Below are 19,067 nucleotides of genomic sequence, written 5' to 3' on the forward strand. Positions count from 1 at the left end.
CGGTCTTCTGACGCGGTCAATTTCTAGGGTGAGCTTCAGCTGAGCCATGGCCCCCCCACCGCGTTCAGAAACACCGGCGAAGTGATGCATACCCCAGAGGGTAAATCCATCACAGTGCAAGCTGTGCGGTTGGTCCGTCCACGATCATCATGGGGCAGCCCTGCGAGCAGCGTTCTACCCGGCTGTTGATGCCATAGAGGCGACGGATCAGGTCTGGGGTCAACACGTCAAGCGTTGCACCAGAAGCAAGGATCCGGCCTTCCGCCAGCGCCACGGTTGCGGTGCAGCAGCGCATCACCTGATTGAGGTCATGCAATGCCAGGACCATCACGGCACCGGTTTGTTCCGCATAAAGCCGAAGTGCCTCCAGAATCTCGTACTGGCGGTTGAGGTCAAGCGCCGAGGTCGGCTCGTCCATCAGCACCACTTTGGGGCGGCTCACCAGCGTCTGGGCGATGGAAACCGCCTGCCGCTGCCCGCCAGAGAGTTCCGACAGCTGCTGATCTGCCAAGTGAGAGAGGTTGAAGTGGCGCAGCGTCTCGTCCACCGCGCCCAGTTCTGTGGCCGATAGTCGCCAGCCGCCACCGCCCTGTTTCAGTGCCAGAATAATCGATTCATAGACCGTCAGCGCGGCGGTCATGCCCGTGTCCTGCGGCATGTATCGCAAGTCATGGGCTACCGCCCCCTGCAGCCGGATGTGACCGGTGCCCCGCAAATGTCCGGCGATACGGCGAAACAGGGTGGATTTCCCGGCCGCATTTGCCCCAACCAAAGCGGTGAGTGTGCCGCCCTGTATCTCTGCCGTTGCATCGGACAGGATTTTGCGTCGGCCATAGTTTGCGCCGATGTGTTCCAGAGACAGGGTTACCATGATTTGCGTCCTTTCGTCAGGATCAGTGCCGCAAAGAAGGGAACGCCCACCAAGGCAGTAATGATGCCGATGGGCAGGACGGCACCGGGCAGGATGGCTTTGGACAGTACCGAGGTGGCCGAGAGGATCACGGAGCCTGACAGCATCGCGCCGGGGAGAAAGAAGCGTTGATCCTCTCCCAGCAGCAACCGTGCCACATGCGGCCCGACAATGCCGATAAATCCGATGGTGCCGACAAAGCTGACGGGTACAGCCGCAAGCACCGAGACCAGGACCAGCGCCTCAAGCCGCAACCGTTTGACCGGAACCCCCATCGCAGCGGCCCGGACCTCGCCGAGCCGGATTGCTGTTAGCGCCCAGGCGCGACGGGCAAACAGCGGCGTACAGACCACGAGAATCGCGGCGGTAACAGCGACCTTGCCCCAGGTTGCCTTGGTCAGGCTGCCCATGGTCCAGAACACCACCGCTGACAAGGCCTGTTCAGAGGCAAAATACTGCAGCAACGCCAGCGCCGCGTTGAAGGAAAACACCAGCGCGATGCCAAGCAGGACGATGGTTTCCACCGTCACCCCCCGCAGCGTCGAGAGCCCGAAGATCAGCAGTGACGCAGCCATCGCCATGGCAAAGGCGTTGATTGGCACCATCAGCGCGACCGCGCCGGGAACCAGTGCGACCCCCAGCACCATTGCCAAGGCTGCTCCGAAACTCGCCGCAGCCGACAGGCCGAGCGTAAAGGGGCTGGCCAGCGGATTCGCCAGGATCGTCTGCATCTGCGCCCCGGCAAGAGACAGGCTTGCCCCGACAGTCACCGCCAAAAGCGCCATGGGCATCCGGATGTCCCAGACGACAACCCGCATCTGCAATTCGGCGCCCCCCGGCGCAAAAATTGTCTGCAGCACATCCCACACGGGATAGCGCGCAGGTCCAAGCGAGACGTCTACCGCCACCGACAGCACCAGCGCGAGTGTCAATCCGACAAGGATTGCGATGCGCCGCGCCACCAACCTTCGGTAGCTGTGCGTGCTCGCGGCTTCCGGGGTTTGTATTTCCATGGTGGTCATTGTGTCTCCAATGGTGAAGGGCGGCCCGGTCACAGGCCGCCTTGCTTGAATACGGATGGTTTAGTTGGTTGCAGCGTCGCCCAACGAGACCCAGTAGCCGGGCTTGTAGTCCACCGGCAGAAAGCGCCTGTGCAGTTCTTTCAGCGTCGCTTCGGGATCAAGATCGGGGAAAAGGTCCGGGTGCAGCCAGCCTGCCAGTCTCTGCACGGCGATGAAGCTGTAGGGGGAATTGTAGAACTGGTGCCATATGCCATGGACCTGATTATTTTGCACGGCGGTCACGCCGGTAAAGGCAGGCCGTTCTGTCAGGGCGGCAAGCTTGCGCGTCGCTTCGGCAAGATCAGAACCCGGCCCCATGCCGACCCATGCACCACCGGGCACATAGGCGTCCCAATTGCCGCCAGTGACCACGATCTGGTCCGGGTCAGAGGCGATGACTTGCTCTGCGTTTACCGTGCCAAAGGTGCCGGGAATGAACTCGGACCCCATATTGGTGCCCCCCGCAAGCTCTACGAAACGGCCAAAGTTGCCATTGCCGAAGGACATGCAGCAATCCTCGGAATAGCCGCCGGCGCGCTCGACAAAGACCAGCGGGCGCTTCAGGTCGTCCTGTGCGTTGATGACATCCGTAACGCGGGCGAGCTGTTCTTGATAGAAGGTGTTGAATTCTTCGGCTTTGCTTTCTTCGCCAAAGAGTTGCCCGATGATGTGCATCGACTGCGACGTATGTTCAAAGGGTTTCTCACGAAAATCGACATATACGATGGGGATGCCGACCTTGGCCAATTTCTCTTCGTACCCCGCCTCGTCGGTGGCCGCCTTGGCCTCAAGGTTCATGATCAAGACATCGGGGTTCAGGGAAACCGCCTGTTCGATATCGAATGAGCCATCCTTGAAACCGCCGAAGGTCGCGATATCCGACAGCTGCGGGAATTTCTCGGCGTAGATCTCGTAACTTTCCGGAGAGGCCTGGCGGAAGTCGTCACGCCAGCCAACCACCCGTTCGAACGGGTTTTCGCGGTCCAGCACAGCGGCAAAGAAGATCTGGCGTCCCTCACCAAGGATGACACGCTCAACCGGGGCGTCGACCGTGACATCGCGCCCTGCAATGTCGGTCACGGTGATCGGGTCGGCAAGCGCAATGCTTGCAGCAAAGAGGCTTAGGGCGCTGGCGCCGAGAATGGAATGAAGGGTCATGTGGTGCTCCTGAAGAGGGGTCTTGGATGCTCGCCTATTCTTTCTGAGTTTTTCAGTCAACTATAAAGTTGACAGTTTTACTATGTTAAGAGTAGTTGGAGAAAACGACACTGGAGCGGCACGTTGACATCAAGCAACCGAGATTTGCGCGACGAAATTCGCGACTATTGGTCTGATCGAGCTGCTACCTTTGACGATGAACCGGGCCACCGCATCGCCGATGGCAGCGAAATGGCCGCCTGGGAGGCCTTGTTTCGCCGTCATCTGGGGGATGGGGAAGGGCGTGCGCTGCTGGATCTTGCCTCTGGCACTGGCGAGATCGCGCGCCTGTGCCAAAGGTTGGGCTTTGTGGTGACTGGTCTTGACTGGTCGGAACCGATGTTGGAGCGGGCACGCAGCAAGCTGCCAGAGGTGACCTTTCTACAGGCAGATGCAGAGCGTACGATGCTGCCATCAGCCAGTATGGATGTGATCGTCACCCGCCACCTGGTCTGGACCTTGGTGGATCCGGCGGCGGCCTTTGCAGAATGGTTTAGCGTGCTGCGCCCCGGCGGGATCCTGCTGGTTGTGGATGGTGATTTCGTGTCACGCGGCTGGCTGGCGCGGATGCTCTTGCAGCTGGGATCAGCCGGGCGGCGTCGGTCCAGTGTTTCGGCCGCTGCCACCCGACACGAAGATATTCTTGCGCGGGTACATTTCAGCGCAGGGGCGCGTGCCGATGCGGTGGCCACGATGCTGCAGGCTGCCGGATATGGCGAGGTCAGCATCGACACGCGACTTGCATCAATCCACCGCGCACAAGGGGCGCAGTTTGGCTGGCGCAAATCCATGCTGCGCCGCTCTGAACATCGCTATGCCATTCGTGCCTGCAAGCCGGGGCAGCCCTGAATGCGGGCACCGGATTGCAGAACAGGCCCAGAGGAAAGCGGGCGGGTCACAAGCGGGTCTGATCGGACAGAGTACACCTGATGGCCTGCCTTATGGCAGACCTTTCACCACCCCTTTCGCAACCAGTTTCTGGATATCCGACGCCTGAAGCCCCAACTGGTCGGACAGAACGTCAAAAGTGTTTTCCCCCAGCATTGATGGCGCTTTGGCTTTGGCCGGACCAAGGCCGTCGAACCGGATCGGACCGCGAACCAATTTCATGTCGCCGATTTGCGGATGTGTGATCTCTTCGACCAGCCCCTGTTTGGCAACATGCTCTTGTTCAAGCGCCTCGCCGATGGACAGGATCGGCGCGCTTGGCACGTCGAATTCTTCCAGTCTTTGCAGCCAGTAGGCGGTGGTGTCTTGGGTCATGCGCGCGTGGATGATAGGTTGTAGCGCATCGCGATTGGCAAGCCGCGCGTCATACAGCGCAAAGCGAGGGTCTTTTATCAGGTCTGCGCGGTCGAGGCAGCGGGCAAAGTTATGCCAGAACCGTTCGGTCAAGCAGGCCACGATGACGTGCCCGTCCGAGGTTGGGAACGACCCGTAGGGAACGATGCTGGGATGCTGGGTGCCAACCGGTTGCGGGCTTTGACCGGAAACATAGTAAATCTGCGAGAGATACCCCTGCAGCGCGATCAGGCTGTCGAGCATTGCAACCTCGATATGCTTGCCGCGCCCTGTGGCGTTGCGTTCATGCAGGGCCGCGAGCAAACCAAACAACGAAAAGATACTGCCGGCCATATCGCCCAGGGGAATGCCCAGCTTGTTCGGAGCCTGCCCCGGTTCACAATTGACGCTCATGACGCCCGACAGCGCCTGCGCCACGATGTCAAAAGCGGGCTTGTCGCCGTGCGGGCTGTTGGCGCCAAAGCCAGTGATCGAACAATAGAGCAACCCTTCATTTTCGGCGCGCAGCGTGTCATATCCGAGGCCCAGCCGATCCATTACACCGGGGCGGAAATTTTCCAGCACAATGTCGCTTTGCTGTGCCAGGTCTTTGGCAATCTGCATGCCTTCGGGTGATTTCAGATCAAGTGAGATGCTTTTCTTGCTGCGATTGAGTGCGATGTAATAATGGCTCATGCCGTTTTGAAACGGGGGGAAGTTGCGGGTCTCGTCGCCGGATGTGATCGGTTCGACCTTGATAACTTCGGCGCCAAGGTCCGCCAGAACCATGCTGGCATATGGGCCGGACAGAATGCGTGAAAAGTCGAGAACTTTGATGCCTGCCAGCGGGCCAGCAGCGGTTTGTTGTTGCGTATCGCTCATGATTTTTCTCCCGAAGTCTTTGAAATTTTCATCACTGCCGAGGCACTTGCGATCAGCCTGTCGTCACAGGTGATGTTGGCATCGACGAACACCAAAGACCGCGTTGCTTGCCGAATTGAAGGCTGGATTGTCAGGAAGTCTCCAGCATGGGCGACGCCCAGGAAGCGCGTTTCCATTTGCACGGTCACTGTGGGCTGGCGATCTGCCGCGTTCCACGCGGTAATCGCAATCACCTGATCCAAAAGACTGGTAAGGACACCGCCGTGAATAATCCCCAGATGGTTCTTGTGGCTTTCATTGGTTTGCAGCGCATACCTGTGCTTGTGCTCCGCACTCTTGGCGCGCAAAAGCGGACCGATCAGCGCCATGAAGCCGTCAATCTTCATTTCTCGCCACTCTTCCGACGCGATGTCATGTGTCGTCACGATCTAACTCCCAGTGTCTATTTGTATTTTTTCGATGTCTTCCCGGATGGCCATCATTGCCTTGACCAATTTGGGGATTTGCTTGTCCTGCAGGCGTTCGGAAATACCGATGGCCACGATCGAGCGGGTCATCTTGCGGCTGGCGCCAAAGACCGGAACGGCAACAACCGTCACGCCGGAAATATAGCTTCCCTGATCCACCGCGTAGCCAAGCTCGCGCGCCTTTGCGACTTCTTCGCGCCATTGTTCAAGCGAGGGGGGATGATCCCAGGTCAGCTTGTGGAAGCGCTCTGTCAGCTCTGCATCGTCCTGCACGTTGAAGGCGGCGAACAAGCGGCCCGTGGCGCTGATCAGGGCTGGAAAGCGGCTGCCCAGATCCACCTGAAGCCGGAATGGAATGTTGGATTGCGACAGGGCAATGACCACCATCTGCCCCGGTTCAGACAGTTGGGTGGCAATACCGGTCACCCCGAATTTGTCGGATAGTTCTGACAGTTTTGGCTGAATCAAAACCGAGAATGTATTGCGCTGAAGGGCGGCACGCGCGAGGGGCAAAATGCCAATTCCGATCGTGTAGCGCTTCAGATTCGAATCGAATTCAACCAGGCCTTCATCTTCGAGAACGCGCAAAATGTGCAGACAGGTGCTGGGGATCAGCCCAAGCTCTCTCGCGATCGGATTTACGCCCACCGGCTCATTCGAGCGGGCCAAAAACCTCAATATTGCAAGGGCGCGCGTGACTGCAGGCACCTGCCGTTTGGTTGTGGGTTTCTTGTCGTCGCTTGTCATTTCAGGCCTCTTTCCAATGTCATTTCATTGTATATGTACAACAAGATAACCATATTGACAATAGATGATCGTTATCCCTACCCTTGTCAACGAGCCAGGGCACACCTTCTGGGGGCCTGCTGAAAATTTTGGGGAGGAGATGGGAATGACCCGCTTGACGGAATTCACGTCCTATGCGGACGCTCAAAAGCATTACTCGAAAGAGAAGCTTTGGGAGCTGTTCGACGGCGATAGAGCGCAGTTCAACATTGCGCATGAATGCCTTGATCGGCACGTCGACGGGGACAACGTGGCGCTTCGGATCGCGCATTCTGACGGCGCTGATGAAGTTCTGACCTTTGAAGAGGTGTCACGCCGATCTTCGCAGATCGCGCATTATCTGGACGCCAAGGGCATCAAGAAAGGCGACCGCGTTGCCGTGATGATCGAACCCTCTCTGGCCTTCTATTCGGCGATGTTTGGCGTGATCAAAAGCGGCGCGGTCGCGGTGCCGATGTTTTCGCTGTTCGGGCCAGATGGAATTCGTTTGCGTGTCGGTGATTGCAAGCCTGCAGTGTTCTTCACCAATTCCGAAAAGGCCCCCGATGCCCTTGCAGGGGGCGCCGAGAATGTCACCGTGGTCGATCAGGATTTCCTGGACGGGTTGAACGATTTTCCTGCATCCTATGATTGCGCCACGGCAGGCCGCGATCTGGCGGTTCTGCAATATACCTCGGGCACCACGCGTGCGCTGCCCGCAGCTGTCAAACACAGTCACCAGTCGATTGTAACGCTGATGGTTGCCGCGCTCTATGCTACGGGCATTCGCCCCGGAGATCGTTTCTTCTGCCCGTCTTCGCCCGCTTGGGGCCATGGTCTGTGGCACGGTACACTTGCGCCGATGGCGATGGGCGTATCGACGGGCACATTCAGTGGAAAATTCGATGCCGTTCGCCTGCTGCGGGCCCTGCATGATTTTCGCATCACCAACCTGACGGCTGCGGCAACGCATTACCGTATGATGCGCAATTCTGGCGAAGCCGAGAACTTCACCTATTCCTTTGACAAGCTGTCCTTCACCGGCGAGCCGATCGACTCGGAAACCGCGAGCTACGTTGAGCAGGTTTTTGGCACCAAGGTGCGTTCGATGTACGGCACCACCGAAATTGGCGTCATCATCGCCAACTATCCCGGCGCCGATGATCTGGAAGTGCGCGATGGCGCAATGGGCAAGGCTGTGCCCGGCGTCGAAGTGGAGGTGCAGCGGCCAGACGGATCGGCTGCAGATCCCGACGAAACCGGCGAGCTGATGGTCAAGAAACGCGGTCAGTGGTTCCAGACCAAGGATCTGGGCCGGGTCGATGCCGATGGCTATTTCTACCACGGCGGCCGGGCAGATGACGTGATCATTTCCGCAGGTTGGACAATCGGCGCGGTCGAGGTTGAAGACGCAGTGCTGAGCCATCCGACAGTTTCCGAATGCGCGGTGATCGGCGCCCCCGACGCGCTGCGCGGGCTGGTGGTCAAGGCCTATATCATCCTCAAGGGAGATGAGACGCCTGACCTGGTCCAAAGCATTCAGGATCATGTGCGCTCCAGGCTCGCCCGCCACGAATACCCCCGCCAAATCGAATTTGTCACCGACCTGCCAAAGACACCGGCCGGGAAAGTGAACCGAAAAGTCCTGAGAGATCAGGAAGCTGAAAAACTGGCGGCAGCGGAATAATCCGACCCGCCACCCCCATATACCAAGGAGAAGAAGATGAACGACATGACACGGAAGTTTCCGAAAATCACCGATGAAGGTCTGGAAGATCTGCGCAAACGCGTTGGCGTAAAGATCGAAAGAACGGTTGAGCCTTGGTGCTATGAAGCCACCCGCGACAATATTCGCCACTATGCCCACGGCATTGGCGACGACAATCCGCTGTGGTGTGATCCCGAATATGCCAAGACCACCAAATACGGTGATGTTCTGGCGCTGCCCAGCTTTCTGTTTTCGACCAGCCGGATCATTTCTGGCTATGTTGGTGGCCTGCCGGGCGTGCATGCCATGTGGTCGGGTGCAAACTGGACATGGCACAAGCCGATCCTGCGCAACACCGAGTTCCGCACCGAGGCCTATCTGAAAGACTTGATCGAGCATGATACCCGTTTTGCTGGCAAGGCGATCCAGCAGATCTATCACGTGGATTTCTATGATGCGAAAACCGGTGAAATGTTGGCCGAGGCCGACAGCTGGTGTTTCCGTACCGATCGCGACCAGGCGCGCGAAAACGGCACCAAGTACACCGAGGCCAAAAAGAACGGTCGCAAGGTTTGGACCGATGCAGAGCTTCAGGAATACTACAAGTATTACGAACAGGAAACCATCCGCGGTGCCGAGACCCGCTATTGGGATGACGTCAACGAAGGCGACGAACTGCCAACAATGGTCAAGGGCCCGATGACAGCCACCGGCTTTATTGCCTATGCGCAGGGGTGGGGCGGTCTCTATATCCGTGCCAACAAACTGGCCTGGCAGTTGCAGCAGAAACACCCCAGCGCCGGACCAAAGAACAAATTCGGTATCCCCGATTGCCCCGAGCGGGTGCACTGGGAAGAAGAATTTGCCCTGGAAGTCGGCGCACCGGGTGCCTATGACTACGGCCCCGAGCGCACATCATGGCTAACACATCAGGTCACAAACTGGATGGGTGATGATGGTTTCTTGGCAAAATCCACCTGCGAAGTGCGCCGCCACAATCCAGAGGGTGACATCATCCTGATCCACGGTAGCGTCGTTCGCAAGTTTGAGGAAGATGGGCGTTACCTGCTGGAAATCAAGCAGCGTGCAGAACAACAAGATGGCGAAATGTCGGCTGTCGGTACGGCAATCGTCGAACTGCCAAAACGCTGAGGTCCACCACGATTCAACTGCTGGGGAGGCAACGTTGAAACCACTGGAAAAACTTCTGATAAAAATCGAGGACACCCTTCATCTCGGAGGGTGCCTCGGCCTCGTCGCCGTCGCGGCGCTGATCAATGCGGATATTCTGCTCCGGCTTTTCTTCAACAAGCCGGTGCAAATCCAGTTCGAACTGACCGAGCTCTACCTGATGCCGGCTCTTGCCACCCTGTCCCTGTCGCGGGTCTTTCGCGACGGTGGGCATCTGGCGCTGGATTTCATGCCGCGCCACCTACCTGGCGTTCTCGATACGGTAGTCGCCAAATTGCGCCTGCTTTTGCCTGCGGCATTCTTTGCTGCAGTCACGTGGATGTCCGGCAAGTTTGCTTTCAAAGCAATCCTGCATGGTGATGTCGAATACGGGGCAATCGATTGGCCGCTTGGCTGGGCCTACGCCGTTATCCCTTTGGGATGCAGCGTGTTGCTTCTGCGGCTGCTCTACGATGCGTTCAACCCGGAACCCCTGCTTGAGCGCACAACAAATTCAATGGGAGGAGAATGAGATGAAACATACGAACAAGTTGTTTGCAGTCGTCGCAGGTGCATTTGCATTTGCTGGTCTGACAGCCCAGGCGGAAACGCTACGGTTGGGTGACTTTCAGTCGACCAGCCATATCGTTTCAATCGAGGGAACGGCAAAATGGATGGAATCCGTGACCGAGGCCACGGACGGCGCAATTACATTTGAACATTTCCCCTCGCAACAGGCGGCGAAATCCAAAGCGCAGCTGGATGCAGTGAACAATGGTATTCTGGATGCCGCCTTGCTTGGCGCATCCTATCACGCCGATGCCTTGCCGCTGAATTCGGTGGTGGGTCTGCCGGGCTACTACAGCTCTGCGGAACAGGGCACCGCGACCCTGCAAAAGATGCTTGCAGACGGCCCCCTGCGCGATGAGATTCTGGCCGCTGGCGTGACCCCCATTTTTGGCTTTGTTCTGCCACCCTATCAGGTGCTGGCCAAATCGCGGCTGGGGATGCCCGCCAATTGGGCCGGTCTTGACGTGCGCACCTCGGGATCGACCCAGGCGATGACGGCACGCGCGCTTGGCGGGGTTGGCATCTCTATTCCCGGCCCAGAGGTCTACACTGCGGTTGAACGCGGTCGCCTGGATTCCGTCTTGTTCCCGCTCGCTTCTGTTCCGGGATACAAGCTGAACGAGGTTGTCAGCCATATTTCGACCAATGGGTCCTTTGGCGGCTACAGCTTTATCATGGTCGTGCGCTCTGAACTGTTCGATGGCCTGTCGGATGAAGTAAGGGCCACGATGCTTGAGCTTGGCAATGAAAGCGCGATCCGCGTGGCGCAGGCGCAGGATGCTTCGGTTGAGGGCTTGATCGAAGAGTGGAAAGCAGAAGGCATCGACACCTATGCGTTCAGCGAAGAAGAGCTGGCGTCGATTTCAGACGCTTTGCAGGCTGTCAGCGTTGATTGGGCCGAACGTCTTCAGGATGACAAAGCCTCTGCTGTGCTCGCGACCTATCGCGCACTGACCAGCGAATAAATCCACGTTCCAAAACACATAACCGGGCGGTCGTTTCGGCGACCGCCTGCCACTTACGGAGCGCAGGTTACCTAGATGCTTACCTTTATTGTCATCCTTATTCTTCTGGCCGTTCTTATGGCAGCACGGGTGCCGATCGCCTTTGCCATGGGCATTGCCGGCACACTTGGCCTCGCGGCTCAGCTTGGGGTTCGCCCTGCACTGGCGGTGTTGGAACGGACGTTCTTTGACTCGTCTGCCTCGTTCATCTTGGTTGCGATCCCGTTGTTTATCCTGATGGCGGAACTTCTGACCGCAGGGGACGTCACGCGCCGCGCGATCATTGCCTGCCAATCTTGGGTCGGCCATTTCAAGGGTGGTTTGGCCATCGCGACGGTTGGCGCCTCTGTGCTACTTGCAGCGCTGGTTGGCAGCTCCACTGCCTCGACGGCTGCGATGTCTGCCTCGGCCTTTCCAGAGATGCGTCGCCATAACTATTCCGACCGGCTTGCCGCTGCTGTTGTAAGTGTTGGTGGCACCTTGGCGGTGGTTGTTCCGCCCTCGATCGTGCTGGTGGTCTATGGCGTGCTGACCGAAACCTCGATCGGCAAACTGTTCATCGCCGGGATCATTCCGGGCCTGCTGACCGCATGTGGCCTGGGCGTGGTGATCAAAATCATCGCGCATACCACAGATCAGGCCCCTAAAGGCGAACCCTTTGTCTTAGGTAAAGCCGTCAAGCAAAGCCGACACGTTCTGCCGATGGTGTTGCTGATGTTTGCTGTCATTGGCGCAATTTACGGCGGCATTGCATCGCCGTCGGAGGCAGCAGCCCTCGGGGTGATGGGATCGCTTGTGATCGTGCTGGCGCAACGCACATTGAGCTTTGTGCAATTCAACCGGTCCGTCAGCAGCGCAATCCGCGCGACAGTGATGATTGTCACAATCATCGCCTGTTCGGCGATTTTCTCCAACTACCTTGCCTTTACCCGCATCACGCACAGCCTGCTTGAATTTGTGGCAACCACCGACATGCCACGTGAAGTCATCATTGGCATCATCATTCTGGCCCTGCTGATCATGGGTATGTTCATGGACCAGCTTGCCATTTTGTCCCTGGCCATGCCGCTGGCCTTTCCGACGGCAATGGCGCTGGATTGCAATCCGGTCTGGTTCGGCATTGTGGTGACCAAGACGGTCGAAATTGGCCTTTTGACACCGCCGTTGGGGCTGAATGCCTATGTGGCCTCGGCACAGACAAAAGTACCGCTGAAAACGATCTTCAAGGGGGTTTTGCCCTTCCTCGGGATGGAAATTGTCGTGCTGATCCTGCTGTTGGCCTTCCCGTCGATCACGTTGTTCCTGCCCGAACTCATGAGCAACTGACGCTCAACCCTGACGTTCCGATTTTATCATCGCAGGGCGCCAATCCGACCTGCGAAAACGAGAAGAAAGAAGCGAAATGACGATATTGCAAAGCAGTCAGGTGCCATCCTCTGCAGAGTTTCTAGAAAATGCAGCAGCCATGGAGGAGCAATACGCAAAGATTGCAACTGAAGCGGCGCGTATTGTCACCGGCGGTTCAGAATCTTCGCGGTCGCGCCATGTTGGGCGGGGCAAGCTGTTGCCGCGTGATAGAATTGCCGGGTTGCTGGATCCTGGGTCACCGTTTCTTGAGGTGGGCCTGTTCGCGGCCTCGGGTCTCTATAATGACGAAGTGCCCTCGGCGGGGGCAATCGCGGGGATCGGTCGCGTCGAAGGGCGCGACTGCATGATCCTGTGCAATGACGCGACGGTCAAAGGCGGAACATACTTTCCGATGACGGTGAAGAAGCACCTGCGCGCACAGGAAATCGCCGAGGAAAATCATCTCCCCTGTATCTACCTTGTCGATTCCGGCGGGGCGAACCTGAACAATCAGGACGAGGTCTTCCCAGATCGTGACCACTTTGGCCGGATCTTTTTCAATCAGTCCCGGATGAGCGCAAAGGGCATAGCGCAGATCTCTGTGGTGATGGGCTCCTGTACCGCTGGCGGCGCCTATGTGCCCGCGATGAGCGATCAAACCATTATCGTGCGTGAACAGGGTACGATTTTTCTGGCCGGTCCACCGTTGGTCAAGGTGGCCACGGGAGAAATAATTGATGCCGAAACCCTGGGCGGTGGCGATACCCACACGCGGCTGTCTGGTGTGGCGGATTATCTTGCCGATGATGATCGCCATGCGCTGGCCCTGGCGCGCGAAATCATCAGCCACCTGGGGCCGGTTGCCCGCCCGACAGTCGATTTCAAGGCCCCCAAGGCACCGCTGTACCCGCCCGAGGATGTGATGGGGGTGGTCCCCGCCAATGACAAGACGCCCTATGATGTGCGCGAGATCATTGCCCGTCTGGTCGACGGGTCGGATTTCGCTGAATTCAAACCGCGCTATGGCACAACTTTGGTCACTGGCTTCGCGCATATTGATGGGGTGCCGGTTGGCATCATCGCCAACAATGGTGTTCTGTTCTCAGAAAGTTCGACCAAGGGCGCACATTTTATCGAACTGTGCTGTCAGCGGAAAATCCCGCTGCTGTTCTTGCAGAACATCACCGGTTTCATGGTCGGCTCGAAATACGAAGCGGGCGGCATTGCAAAAGACGGTGCCAAACTGGTGACGGCGGTGTCGACGGCTTCGGTTCCCAAGGTCACCGTGATCATTGGCGGGTCTTACGGGGCTGGCAACTACGGCATGTGCGGACGGGCATTCGGGCCACGCTTTGTCTGGAGCTGGCCGAATGCACGGATTTCCGTGATGGGGGGCGCGCAGGCTTCGGGCGTTCTGGCGGACGTACGCCGCGCCGCAATCGAGGCCAAGGGCGGCACATGGTCGGCGGAAGAAGAAGCCGCATTCAAGCAACCGACAATCGACATGTTCGAGCGCCAGTCGCAGCCGCTCTATGCTTCGGCACGGCTGTGGGATGATGGGATCATTGATCCACGAAACACCCGCGAAGTTGTCTCGCTCTCGCTTCGGGCCGCACTGAATGCGCCTGTCGAAGATACCAAATTTGGCCTGTTCAGGATGTGATGATGAAAAAGCCCTTCTCTAAAATACTGATCGCGAACCGTGGCGAAATCGCCTGTCGCATCATCCGTACCGCCCGTCGAATGGGGGTCGCAACAGTTGCGGTCTATTCTGATGCAGATGCGACCGCCATGCATGTTGCCATGGCTGACGAGGCCGTTCACATCGGGCCATCGCCCGTTTCCGAAAGCTATCTGCTGGGCAGCCGTATTATTGAGGCTGCCCTGGCGACCGGGGCGCAGGCGATCCACCCCGGTTACGGGTTTCTGTCAGAAAACCCCGATTTCGTTGATGCCGTCGATGCCGCTGGCTTGATCTTTGTCGGACCCTCTGCCGCTGCGATCCGCGCGATGGGCCTGAAAGACGCAGCCAAGGATTTGATGACCAAGGCTGGTGTGCCAGTGGTGCCTGGATACCAGGGGGTAAATCAGGATGCAGGCTTCCTAGCCGCCGAGGCCGAAAAAATCGGCTATCCTGTCTTGATCAAGGCGCGCGCCGGCGGCGGTGGCAAAGGCATGCGCAAGGTGGATAACCCGGCCGATTTTGCCGAGGCCCTGGCCTCGGCACAGCGCGAAGGGCAGGCCTCGTTTGGTGACCCGCATGTGCTGATCGAAAAGTTCATCACCTCGCCGCGCCATATCGAGGTTCAGGTGTTCGGGGATAACCACGGCGATGCCGTGCATTTATTCGAACGCGACTGTTCGCTGCAGCGCCGCCATCAGAAAGTCATCGAGGAAGCACCGGCCCCCGGCATGACGCCAGAGGTACGCGAAACCATGACGCAGGCGGCGGTGACGGCCGCAAAGGCGATCGGCTATAGCGGCGCAGGTACCATTGAATTCATCGTCGACGGGTCCGGTCCGCTGCGAGAAGATGGCTTTTGGTTCATGGAAATGAACACCCGCCTACAGGTGGAACACCCCGTCACCGAGGCGATCACTGGCGTGGATTTGGTTGAATGGCAGTTGCATGTCGCTGCTGGTGCGCCACTGCCACTGGCCCAGGACGCGTTGCAGATCAACGGTCACGCCTTTGAGGCGCGGCTCTATGCAGAAGATCCGTCAAAGGGGTTCCTGCCTGCCACCGGCAAGTTGGAACATCTGGCGTTCAGCGATCATGCCCGCAACGATTCAGGCGTGCGCAGTGGCGACAGCATCAGCCCTTTCTATGATCCGATGATTGCCAAAGTCATCACCCACGCCGCCACGCGCGCCGATGCGCTGGACGGGTTACTGCGCGCCCTGGGCGAAACGCATGTTGCGGGCACTGCCACCAATGCCGAATTCCTGTCGGCCCTGGCGCAGCATGACGGGTTCGTTAACGGCAGCTTCGACACTGGTGTGATCGAGCGCGACCTGACAGCGCTGACAGCAAGCGCGCCGTTGAGCGAAGCACATATTGCCTTTGCGGCCATCGCGGCGCTGAAGCTGGACCCCAAGGCGCGTGATTTCGGTTTCCGGCTTTGGGGAGAGGCACAACACGCGCTGCGCTTTGTCTATGAAGGTGAAGTGATCGAGCGTCGTATTACCCTGGGTGGCGATGGCTCTTTGTCATTTGCGGGCGAGGATAGCGCCCCGTTGAAACTGTCACGGCTGACAATTGATGGGGCGGTGATGACGGCCCGTATCGGCGATGTGAACACAAAGATCACGGCGCAGGTGCAAACGGCCGTACGCAACGCAGAGCTACTGATCTCGGTACTGAGCGACGGCGTTGTGCGCGATCTGGAATTGCCGGACCCACGGTCTGGTCTCGCAATGACGGCAGATCTTAGCGATGTTGTCGTCGCCCCCATGACCGGGACGATTGTCGCGTTGGGCGTTGCCGTCGGCGATCATGTGGAAGAGGGCACAAAGCTGGGGGTGATGGAAGCGATGAAGATGGAAACGTCGCTGTTGGCCCCACGTGCAGGCACCGTAGCAGCCGTGCTTTGTGCGGTTGGTGATCCGGTTGAGGGTGGCTCGGTTCTGGTCAACTTCGAAGAACTGGCCGCGGAATGAGGGGCCGAAAATGACCGAACATGTCCGCGTATACGAAGTGGGGCCCCGTGATGGCTTGCAGAATGAAACGGGTTTCATTCCGACCGCCAGCAAGATCGCTTTGATTGACCTGCTGTCGCGGGCGGGGTTCGAAAAGATTGAAGCCACCAGCTTTGTGTCGCCCAAATGGGTGCCGCAGCTGGCCGACGCCGCCGAGGTCATGGCGCAAATTACCCGCTCAGACGGCACCGACTATGCCGTTCTGACCCCCAACCAAAGAGGCTTCGAGGCAGCCAAAGCGGCGGGTGTGGATGAGGTTGCGATATTTGGCTCCGCGTCGGAAGCCTTCAGCCAGAAAAACATCAATTGTTCCATTGCAGAAAGTTTAGAGCGTTTCGCCCCCGTGGCCGTCGCAGCGCAAGAGGCAGGCATTCGGCTGCGTGGCTACGTGTCATGTGTGGTGGAATGTCCCTACTCTGGCATGGTTGATCCGGTGGCCGTGCGCGACACCGCTTTTGCGATGCGGGAAATGGGATGTTACGAAATTTCACTGGGCGACACCATTGGACGGGCCAGACCCGATGCCACGCTGCGTATGCTAGAGGCCGTTGTCGATTATGTACCAGCCCAAGCGCTTGCCGGTCATTTCCATGACACGGCCGGGCGCGCGCTCGACAATGTTTCCGTCGCGCTCGACATGGGGCTTCGTACCTTTGATAGCGCGGTGGGTGGTTTGGGCGGATGCCCCTATGCACCCGGAGCCAAGGGCAATCTGTCGACAACCTCTCTTGTCTCTTTTCTGGAAGAGCGCGGTTTTCATACCGGAATTGACATCACCCTGCTGGCGGAGGCAGAGGCCTTGGTTGCCTCTCTTGCGACGGGCGGCCACGGAAAGGTAGCACCATGAGCTTTGAAACAATTCGAGTGACGACAGACGCGCGCGGCATCGCCGAGGTCACGCTGAATCGCCCCGACAAACACAACGCAATGAATGCGCAGATGATTGCAGAACTGAGTGATGCCGCGCGTAGCCTGTCCGCAGATTCCACTGTACGCGCGGTGGTCCTGCGCGCAGAGGGGGCCAGTTTTTGCGCGGGCGGTGATTTAGGCTGGATGCGTGCTCAGGCGGAAAAAGATCGCGCAGGAAAGATGAAAGAGGCCGGTGCCCTGGCCACGATGCTGGGTCTTTGGAACGTCCTGCCCAAGCCGCTGATTGGTCGCGTTCATGGTGCTGCCTATGGCGGTGGCATTGGCTTGGTTGCGGTCTGTGACGTGGTGGTCGCTGAAGACGTTGCTCGGTTTGCTTTGACAGAAACGCGGTTGGGCCTGATCCCCGCGACCATCGGTCCGTTTGTTGTCGGGCGCATGGGCGAAGCTTTTGCGCGGCAGGTGTTTTTCACGGGCAAGCCGTTCGACACCGCTTTTCTGATGCGGGCGGGCATGGTTGCGCGTTCCTGCAGTGCCAAGCATCTGGATGCAGCAGTCGAAGACGAAATCAGGGCGATTTTGACCTGCGCGCCAGGGGCTGTCGCGCGGGCCAAGGAACTGTCCCGCAGGCTGGCGGGCATTGATGATCCTGCCAGTGCGGCGGACTATTCTGCCAATGCGCTTGCAGATTGCTGGGAGACCGAGGAAACCCAGGAAGGTATCGCTGCCTTTTTTGCAAAAGAAACGCCTTCATGGCGTCAGTCGAACGGAAGATAAGCGCATTCAAACAGCATAAAATACAGAAGACGGGTCAAAATGGTGGCGGCGTTTTACGGGATGTGAACGCCGCCAAAGACCAGTTTCACTGATCTGCCTGGGGATCGTCCTGGCCCCAGTTCTGATCCTGCATCTCCCGCAACCGGCTTGCCGTGCGCTCGAACTCGAAGGCGCCATCGCCTTCAATATACAGAAACTCCGGCTCTGCCGCAGCGGAACAGATCAGCCGTACGCGGGCTTCGTAAAGCGCATCAATCAGGGTGACAAAGCGTTTGGCTTCGTTGAAATTGCTGCGGCTGAGCCGGGGAATGTTCTCCAGCACCAGTACTTTGACCTTTTCCGCGATGGCCAGATAATCGCCCGGCCCCAGCATGGCGCCGCAGAGATCAAAAAACGTTGCCCGTGCAATCCCGTTGCGAAAGGCCGGCAGCACAACATCGCGGCCTTTGACCTCTAGGTGCAGCGGCGCGGCTTCACCGCCGGACAGATCCTGCCAGATCGCTTGCAGGCTGGTGCGGGCAGCGGCATCGGCAGGGGTGAAATAGACCGCGCTGCCGGTCAGGCGATCCTGCCGGTAATCCACCGGGCTGACCATTTCCCAGACCTGCATCTTGTCTTTGATGAGGTCGATAAAGGGGAGAAACAGCTGCCGGTTCAGCCCGTCTTTATACAGCTCATCCGGCAATCGGTTAGAGGTGGTCACCACACAGACATCAGCGGCAAACAGCGCCTCGAACAGGCGGCCAACGATCATCGCATCGGTGATGTCAGAGATCTGCATCTCGTCAAAGGCGAGCAGACGCACGGATGCAGCCACCTCTTGCGCCACCGGGGCCAGCGTATCCTGCACGCCATCCTGACGGGCGGCGTGCATCTTGCTGTGAATTTCCTGCATGAAGGCATGGAAATGTACCCGCCGCGACGGAATATCACCCAGGCTGTCGACAAAGAGATCCATCAGCATGGATTTCCCCCGGCCAACCCCGCCCCAAAGATACAGCCCCTTGGGGGCCGGCGCTGGGCTGGCACGACGAAACAACCCGCGTTTCACCGGTTCGGCCTGCAGCCCGGCCGATATGCGGTCAAACTGCGGCAGGACGGCTTCCTGGGCGGGGTCGGGGCGCAGATCGCCAGAGGCAATCTTTTGGGCGTAAAGCGTGCTGAGATCAGTCATGCCAGAGCCATAGCGCGCGGCGTCACAGATGGAAAGTCAGAGCAGCGCAAAGCTGTGTTGGCGCAACAGATGAAACACCCCAGCGCTGTTCTCGGCTTGACGCGCCTTGCAACCCAAAGATTTGGGCTGTTTCTTCATTGGTGGCGCCGCCCGAATGGATGGAGTGTACCAGATGGCGCCGGCATCAA

At 58.5% G+C, this 19,067-nt stretch carries 17 protein-coding genes; 10 read left to right on the top strand and 7 right to left on the bottom strand.

Annotated elements, in window-relative coordinates; translation table 11 throughout:
- Positions 1 to 109: 109 nt before the first annotated feature.
- From ACN0VH_RS17325 to ACN0VH_RS17335, 3 genes are read right to left on the bottom strand one after another with little or no spacing between them, the layout of a single operon-like run.
- Positions 110 to 871 carry an ABC transporter ATP-binding protein gene (locus ACN0VH_RS17325; RefSeq protein WP_417701548.1) on the bottom strand — a complete coding sequence of 254 codons (762 nt, stop codon included), beginning with the start codon at positions 869 to 871 and terminating at the stop codon, positions 110 to 112.
- Complete coding sequence (locus tag ACN0VH_RS17330; RefSeq protein WP_417701550.1) at positions 865 to 1,932, bottom strand: FecCD family ABC transporter permease; 1,068 nt, start codon at positions 1,930 to 1,932, stop codon at positions 865 to 867. The genes ACN0VH_RS17325 and ACN0VH_RS17330 overlap by 7 nt, the downstream gene beginning before the upstream one ends.
- A gap of 60 nt (positions 1,933 to 1,992) precedes the next feature.
- Complete coding sequence (locus tag ACN0VH_RS17335) at positions 1,993 to 3,129, bottom strand: ABC transporter substrate-binding protein (protein ID WP_417701552.1); 1,137 nt, start codon at positions 3,127 to 3,129, stop codon at positions 1,993 to 1,995.
- 123 nt (positions 3,130 to 3,252) lie between these two features.
- Here ACN0VH_RS17335 and ACN0VH_RS17340 point away from each other — a divergent pair, with 123 nt between their 5' ends.
- Positions 3,253 to 4,017 carry a class I SAM-dependent methyltransferase gene (locus tag ACN0VH_RS17340; RefSeq protein WP_417701554.1) on the top strand — a complete coding sequence of 255 codons (765 nt, stop codon included), beginning with the start codon at positions 3,253 to 3,255 and terminating at the stop codon, positions 4,015 to 4,017.
- A 90-nt stretch (positions 4,018 to 4,107) separates the two neighbouring features.
- Here the strand turns inward: ACN0VH_RS17340 and ACN0VH_RS17345 are convergent, their stop codons facing one another.
- The 3 genes from ACN0VH_RS17345 to ACN0VH_RS17355 are packed head-to-tail and all read right to left on the bottom strand — an operon-like array spanning position 4,108 to position 6,545.
- Positions 4,108 to 5,331 (bottom strand): CaiB/BaiF CoA transferase family protein, encoded by a 1,224-nt coding sequence (locus ACN0VH_RS17345; protein ID WP_278923991.1) that lies wholly within the window; start codon positions 5,329 to 5,331, stop codon positions 4,108 to 4,110.
- Positions 5,328 to 5,756 (bottom strand): PaaI family thioesterase, encoded by a 429-nt coding sequence (locus ACN0VH_RS17350; RefSeq protein ID WP_278923992.1) that lies wholly within the window; start codon positions 5,754 to 5,756, stop codon positions 5,328 to 5,330. The genes ACN0VH_RS17345 and ACN0VH_RS17350 overlap by 4 nt, the downstream gene beginning before the upstream one ends.
- A gap of 3 nt (positions 5,757 to 5,759) precedes the next feature.
- Positions 5,760 to 6,545, bottom strand: a complete 786-nt coding sequence (locus ACN0VH_RS17355) for an IclR family transcriptional regulator (RefSeq protein WP_278923993.1) — start codon at positions 6,543 to 6,545, stop codon at positions 5,760 to 5,762.
- Positions 6,546 to 6,690: 145 nt separating this feature from the next.
- Between ACN0VH_RS17355 and ACN0VH_RS17360 the strand changes: the two genes are divergently transcribed.
- The 9 genes from ACN0VH_RS17360 (at position 6,691) to ACN0VH_RS17400 (ending at position 17,705) form a co-directional block, all read left to right on the top strand.
- Positions 6,691 to 8,250, top strand: a complete 1,560-nt coding sequence (locus ACN0VH_RS17360) for an acetate--CoA ligase (protein WP_278923994.1) — start codon at positions 6,691 to 6,693, stop codon at positions 8,248 to 8,250.
- A 36-nt stretch (positions 8,251 to 8,286) separates the two neighbouring features.
- Entirely contained in the window at positions 8,287 to 9,423 is a 1,137-nt protein-coding gene (locus ACN0VH_RS17365) for an FAS1-like dehydratase domain-containing protein (protein ID WP_278923995.1), read from the top strand.
- A 34-nt stretch (positions 9,424 to 9,457) separates the two neighbouring features.
- Positions 9,458 to 9,973, top strand: a complete 516-nt coding sequence (locus ACN0VH_RS17370) for a TRAP transporter small permease (protein WP_278923996.1) — start codon at positions 9,458 to 9,460, stop codon at positions 9,971 to 9,973.
- A 1-nt stretch (position 9,974) separates the two neighbouring features.
- Positions 9,975 to 10,976 carry a TRAP transporter substrate-binding protein gene (locus ACN0VH_RS17375; RefSeq protein ID WP_417701558.1) on the top strand — a complete coding sequence of 334 codons (1,002 nt, stop codon included), beginning with the start codon at positions 9,975 to 9,977 and terminating at the stop codon, positions 10,974 to 10,976.
- 75 nt (positions 10,977 to 11,051) lie between these two features.
- Positions 11,052 to 12,341: a TRAP transporter large permease gene (locus tag ACN0VH_RS17380; RefSeq protein WP_278923998.1), complete on the top strand. Its 1,290-nt coding sequence runs from the start codon at positions 11,052 to 11,054 to the stop codon at positions 12,339 to 12,341.
- A 76-nt stretch (positions 12,342 to 12,417) separates the two neighbouring features.
- Complete coding sequence (locus tag ACN0VH_RS17385) at positions 12,418 to 14,025, top strand: carboxyl transferase domain-containing protein (RefSeq protein ID WP_417701561.1); 1,608 nt, start codon at positions 12,418 to 12,420, stop codon at positions 14,023 to 14,025.
- 2 nt (positions 14,026 to 14,027) lie between these two features.
- Complete coding sequence (locus ACN0VH_RS17390; protein WP_278924000.1) at positions 14,028 to 16,022, top strand: acetyl-CoA carboxylase biotin carboxylase subunit; 1,995 nt, start codon at positions 14,028 to 14,030, stop codon at positions 16,020 to 16,022.
- A gap of 10 nt (positions 16,023 to 16,032) precedes the next feature.
- Positions 16,033 to 16,908 carry a hydroxymethylglutaryl-CoA lyase gene (locus ACN0VH_RS17395; protein ID WP_278924001.1) on the top strand — a complete coding sequence of 292 codons (876 nt, stop codon included), beginning with the start codon at positions 16,033 to 16,035 and terminating at the stop codon, positions 16,906 to 16,908.
- Entirely contained in the window at positions 16,905 to 17,705 is an 801-nt protein-coding gene (locus ACN0VH_RS17400; protein WP_278924002.1) for a crotonase/enoyl-CoA hydratase family protein, read from the top strand. Before ACN0VH_RS17395 ends, ACN0VH_RS17400 begins: the two co-directional genes overlap by 4 nt.
- A gap of 85 nt (positions 17,706 to 17,790) precedes the next feature.
- Here the strand turns inward: ACN0VH_RS17400 and zapE are convergent, their stop codons facing one another.
- Positions 17,791 to 18,879: a cell division protein ZapE gene (zapE, locus tag ACN0VH_RS17405; protein WP_278924003.1), complete on the bottom strand. Its 1,089-nt coding sequence runs from the start codon at positions 18,877 to 18,879 to the stop codon at positions 17,791 to 17,793.
- Between the last annotated feature and the right edge of the window lie 188 nt (positions 18,880 to 19,067).

The sequence above is a fragment of the Pseudophaeobacter sp. genome, from assembly GCF_048267565.1.
GTDB lineage: Bacteria > Pseudomonadota > Alphaproteobacteria > Rhodobacterales > Rhodobacteraceae > Pseudophaeobacter > Pseudophaeobacter profundi.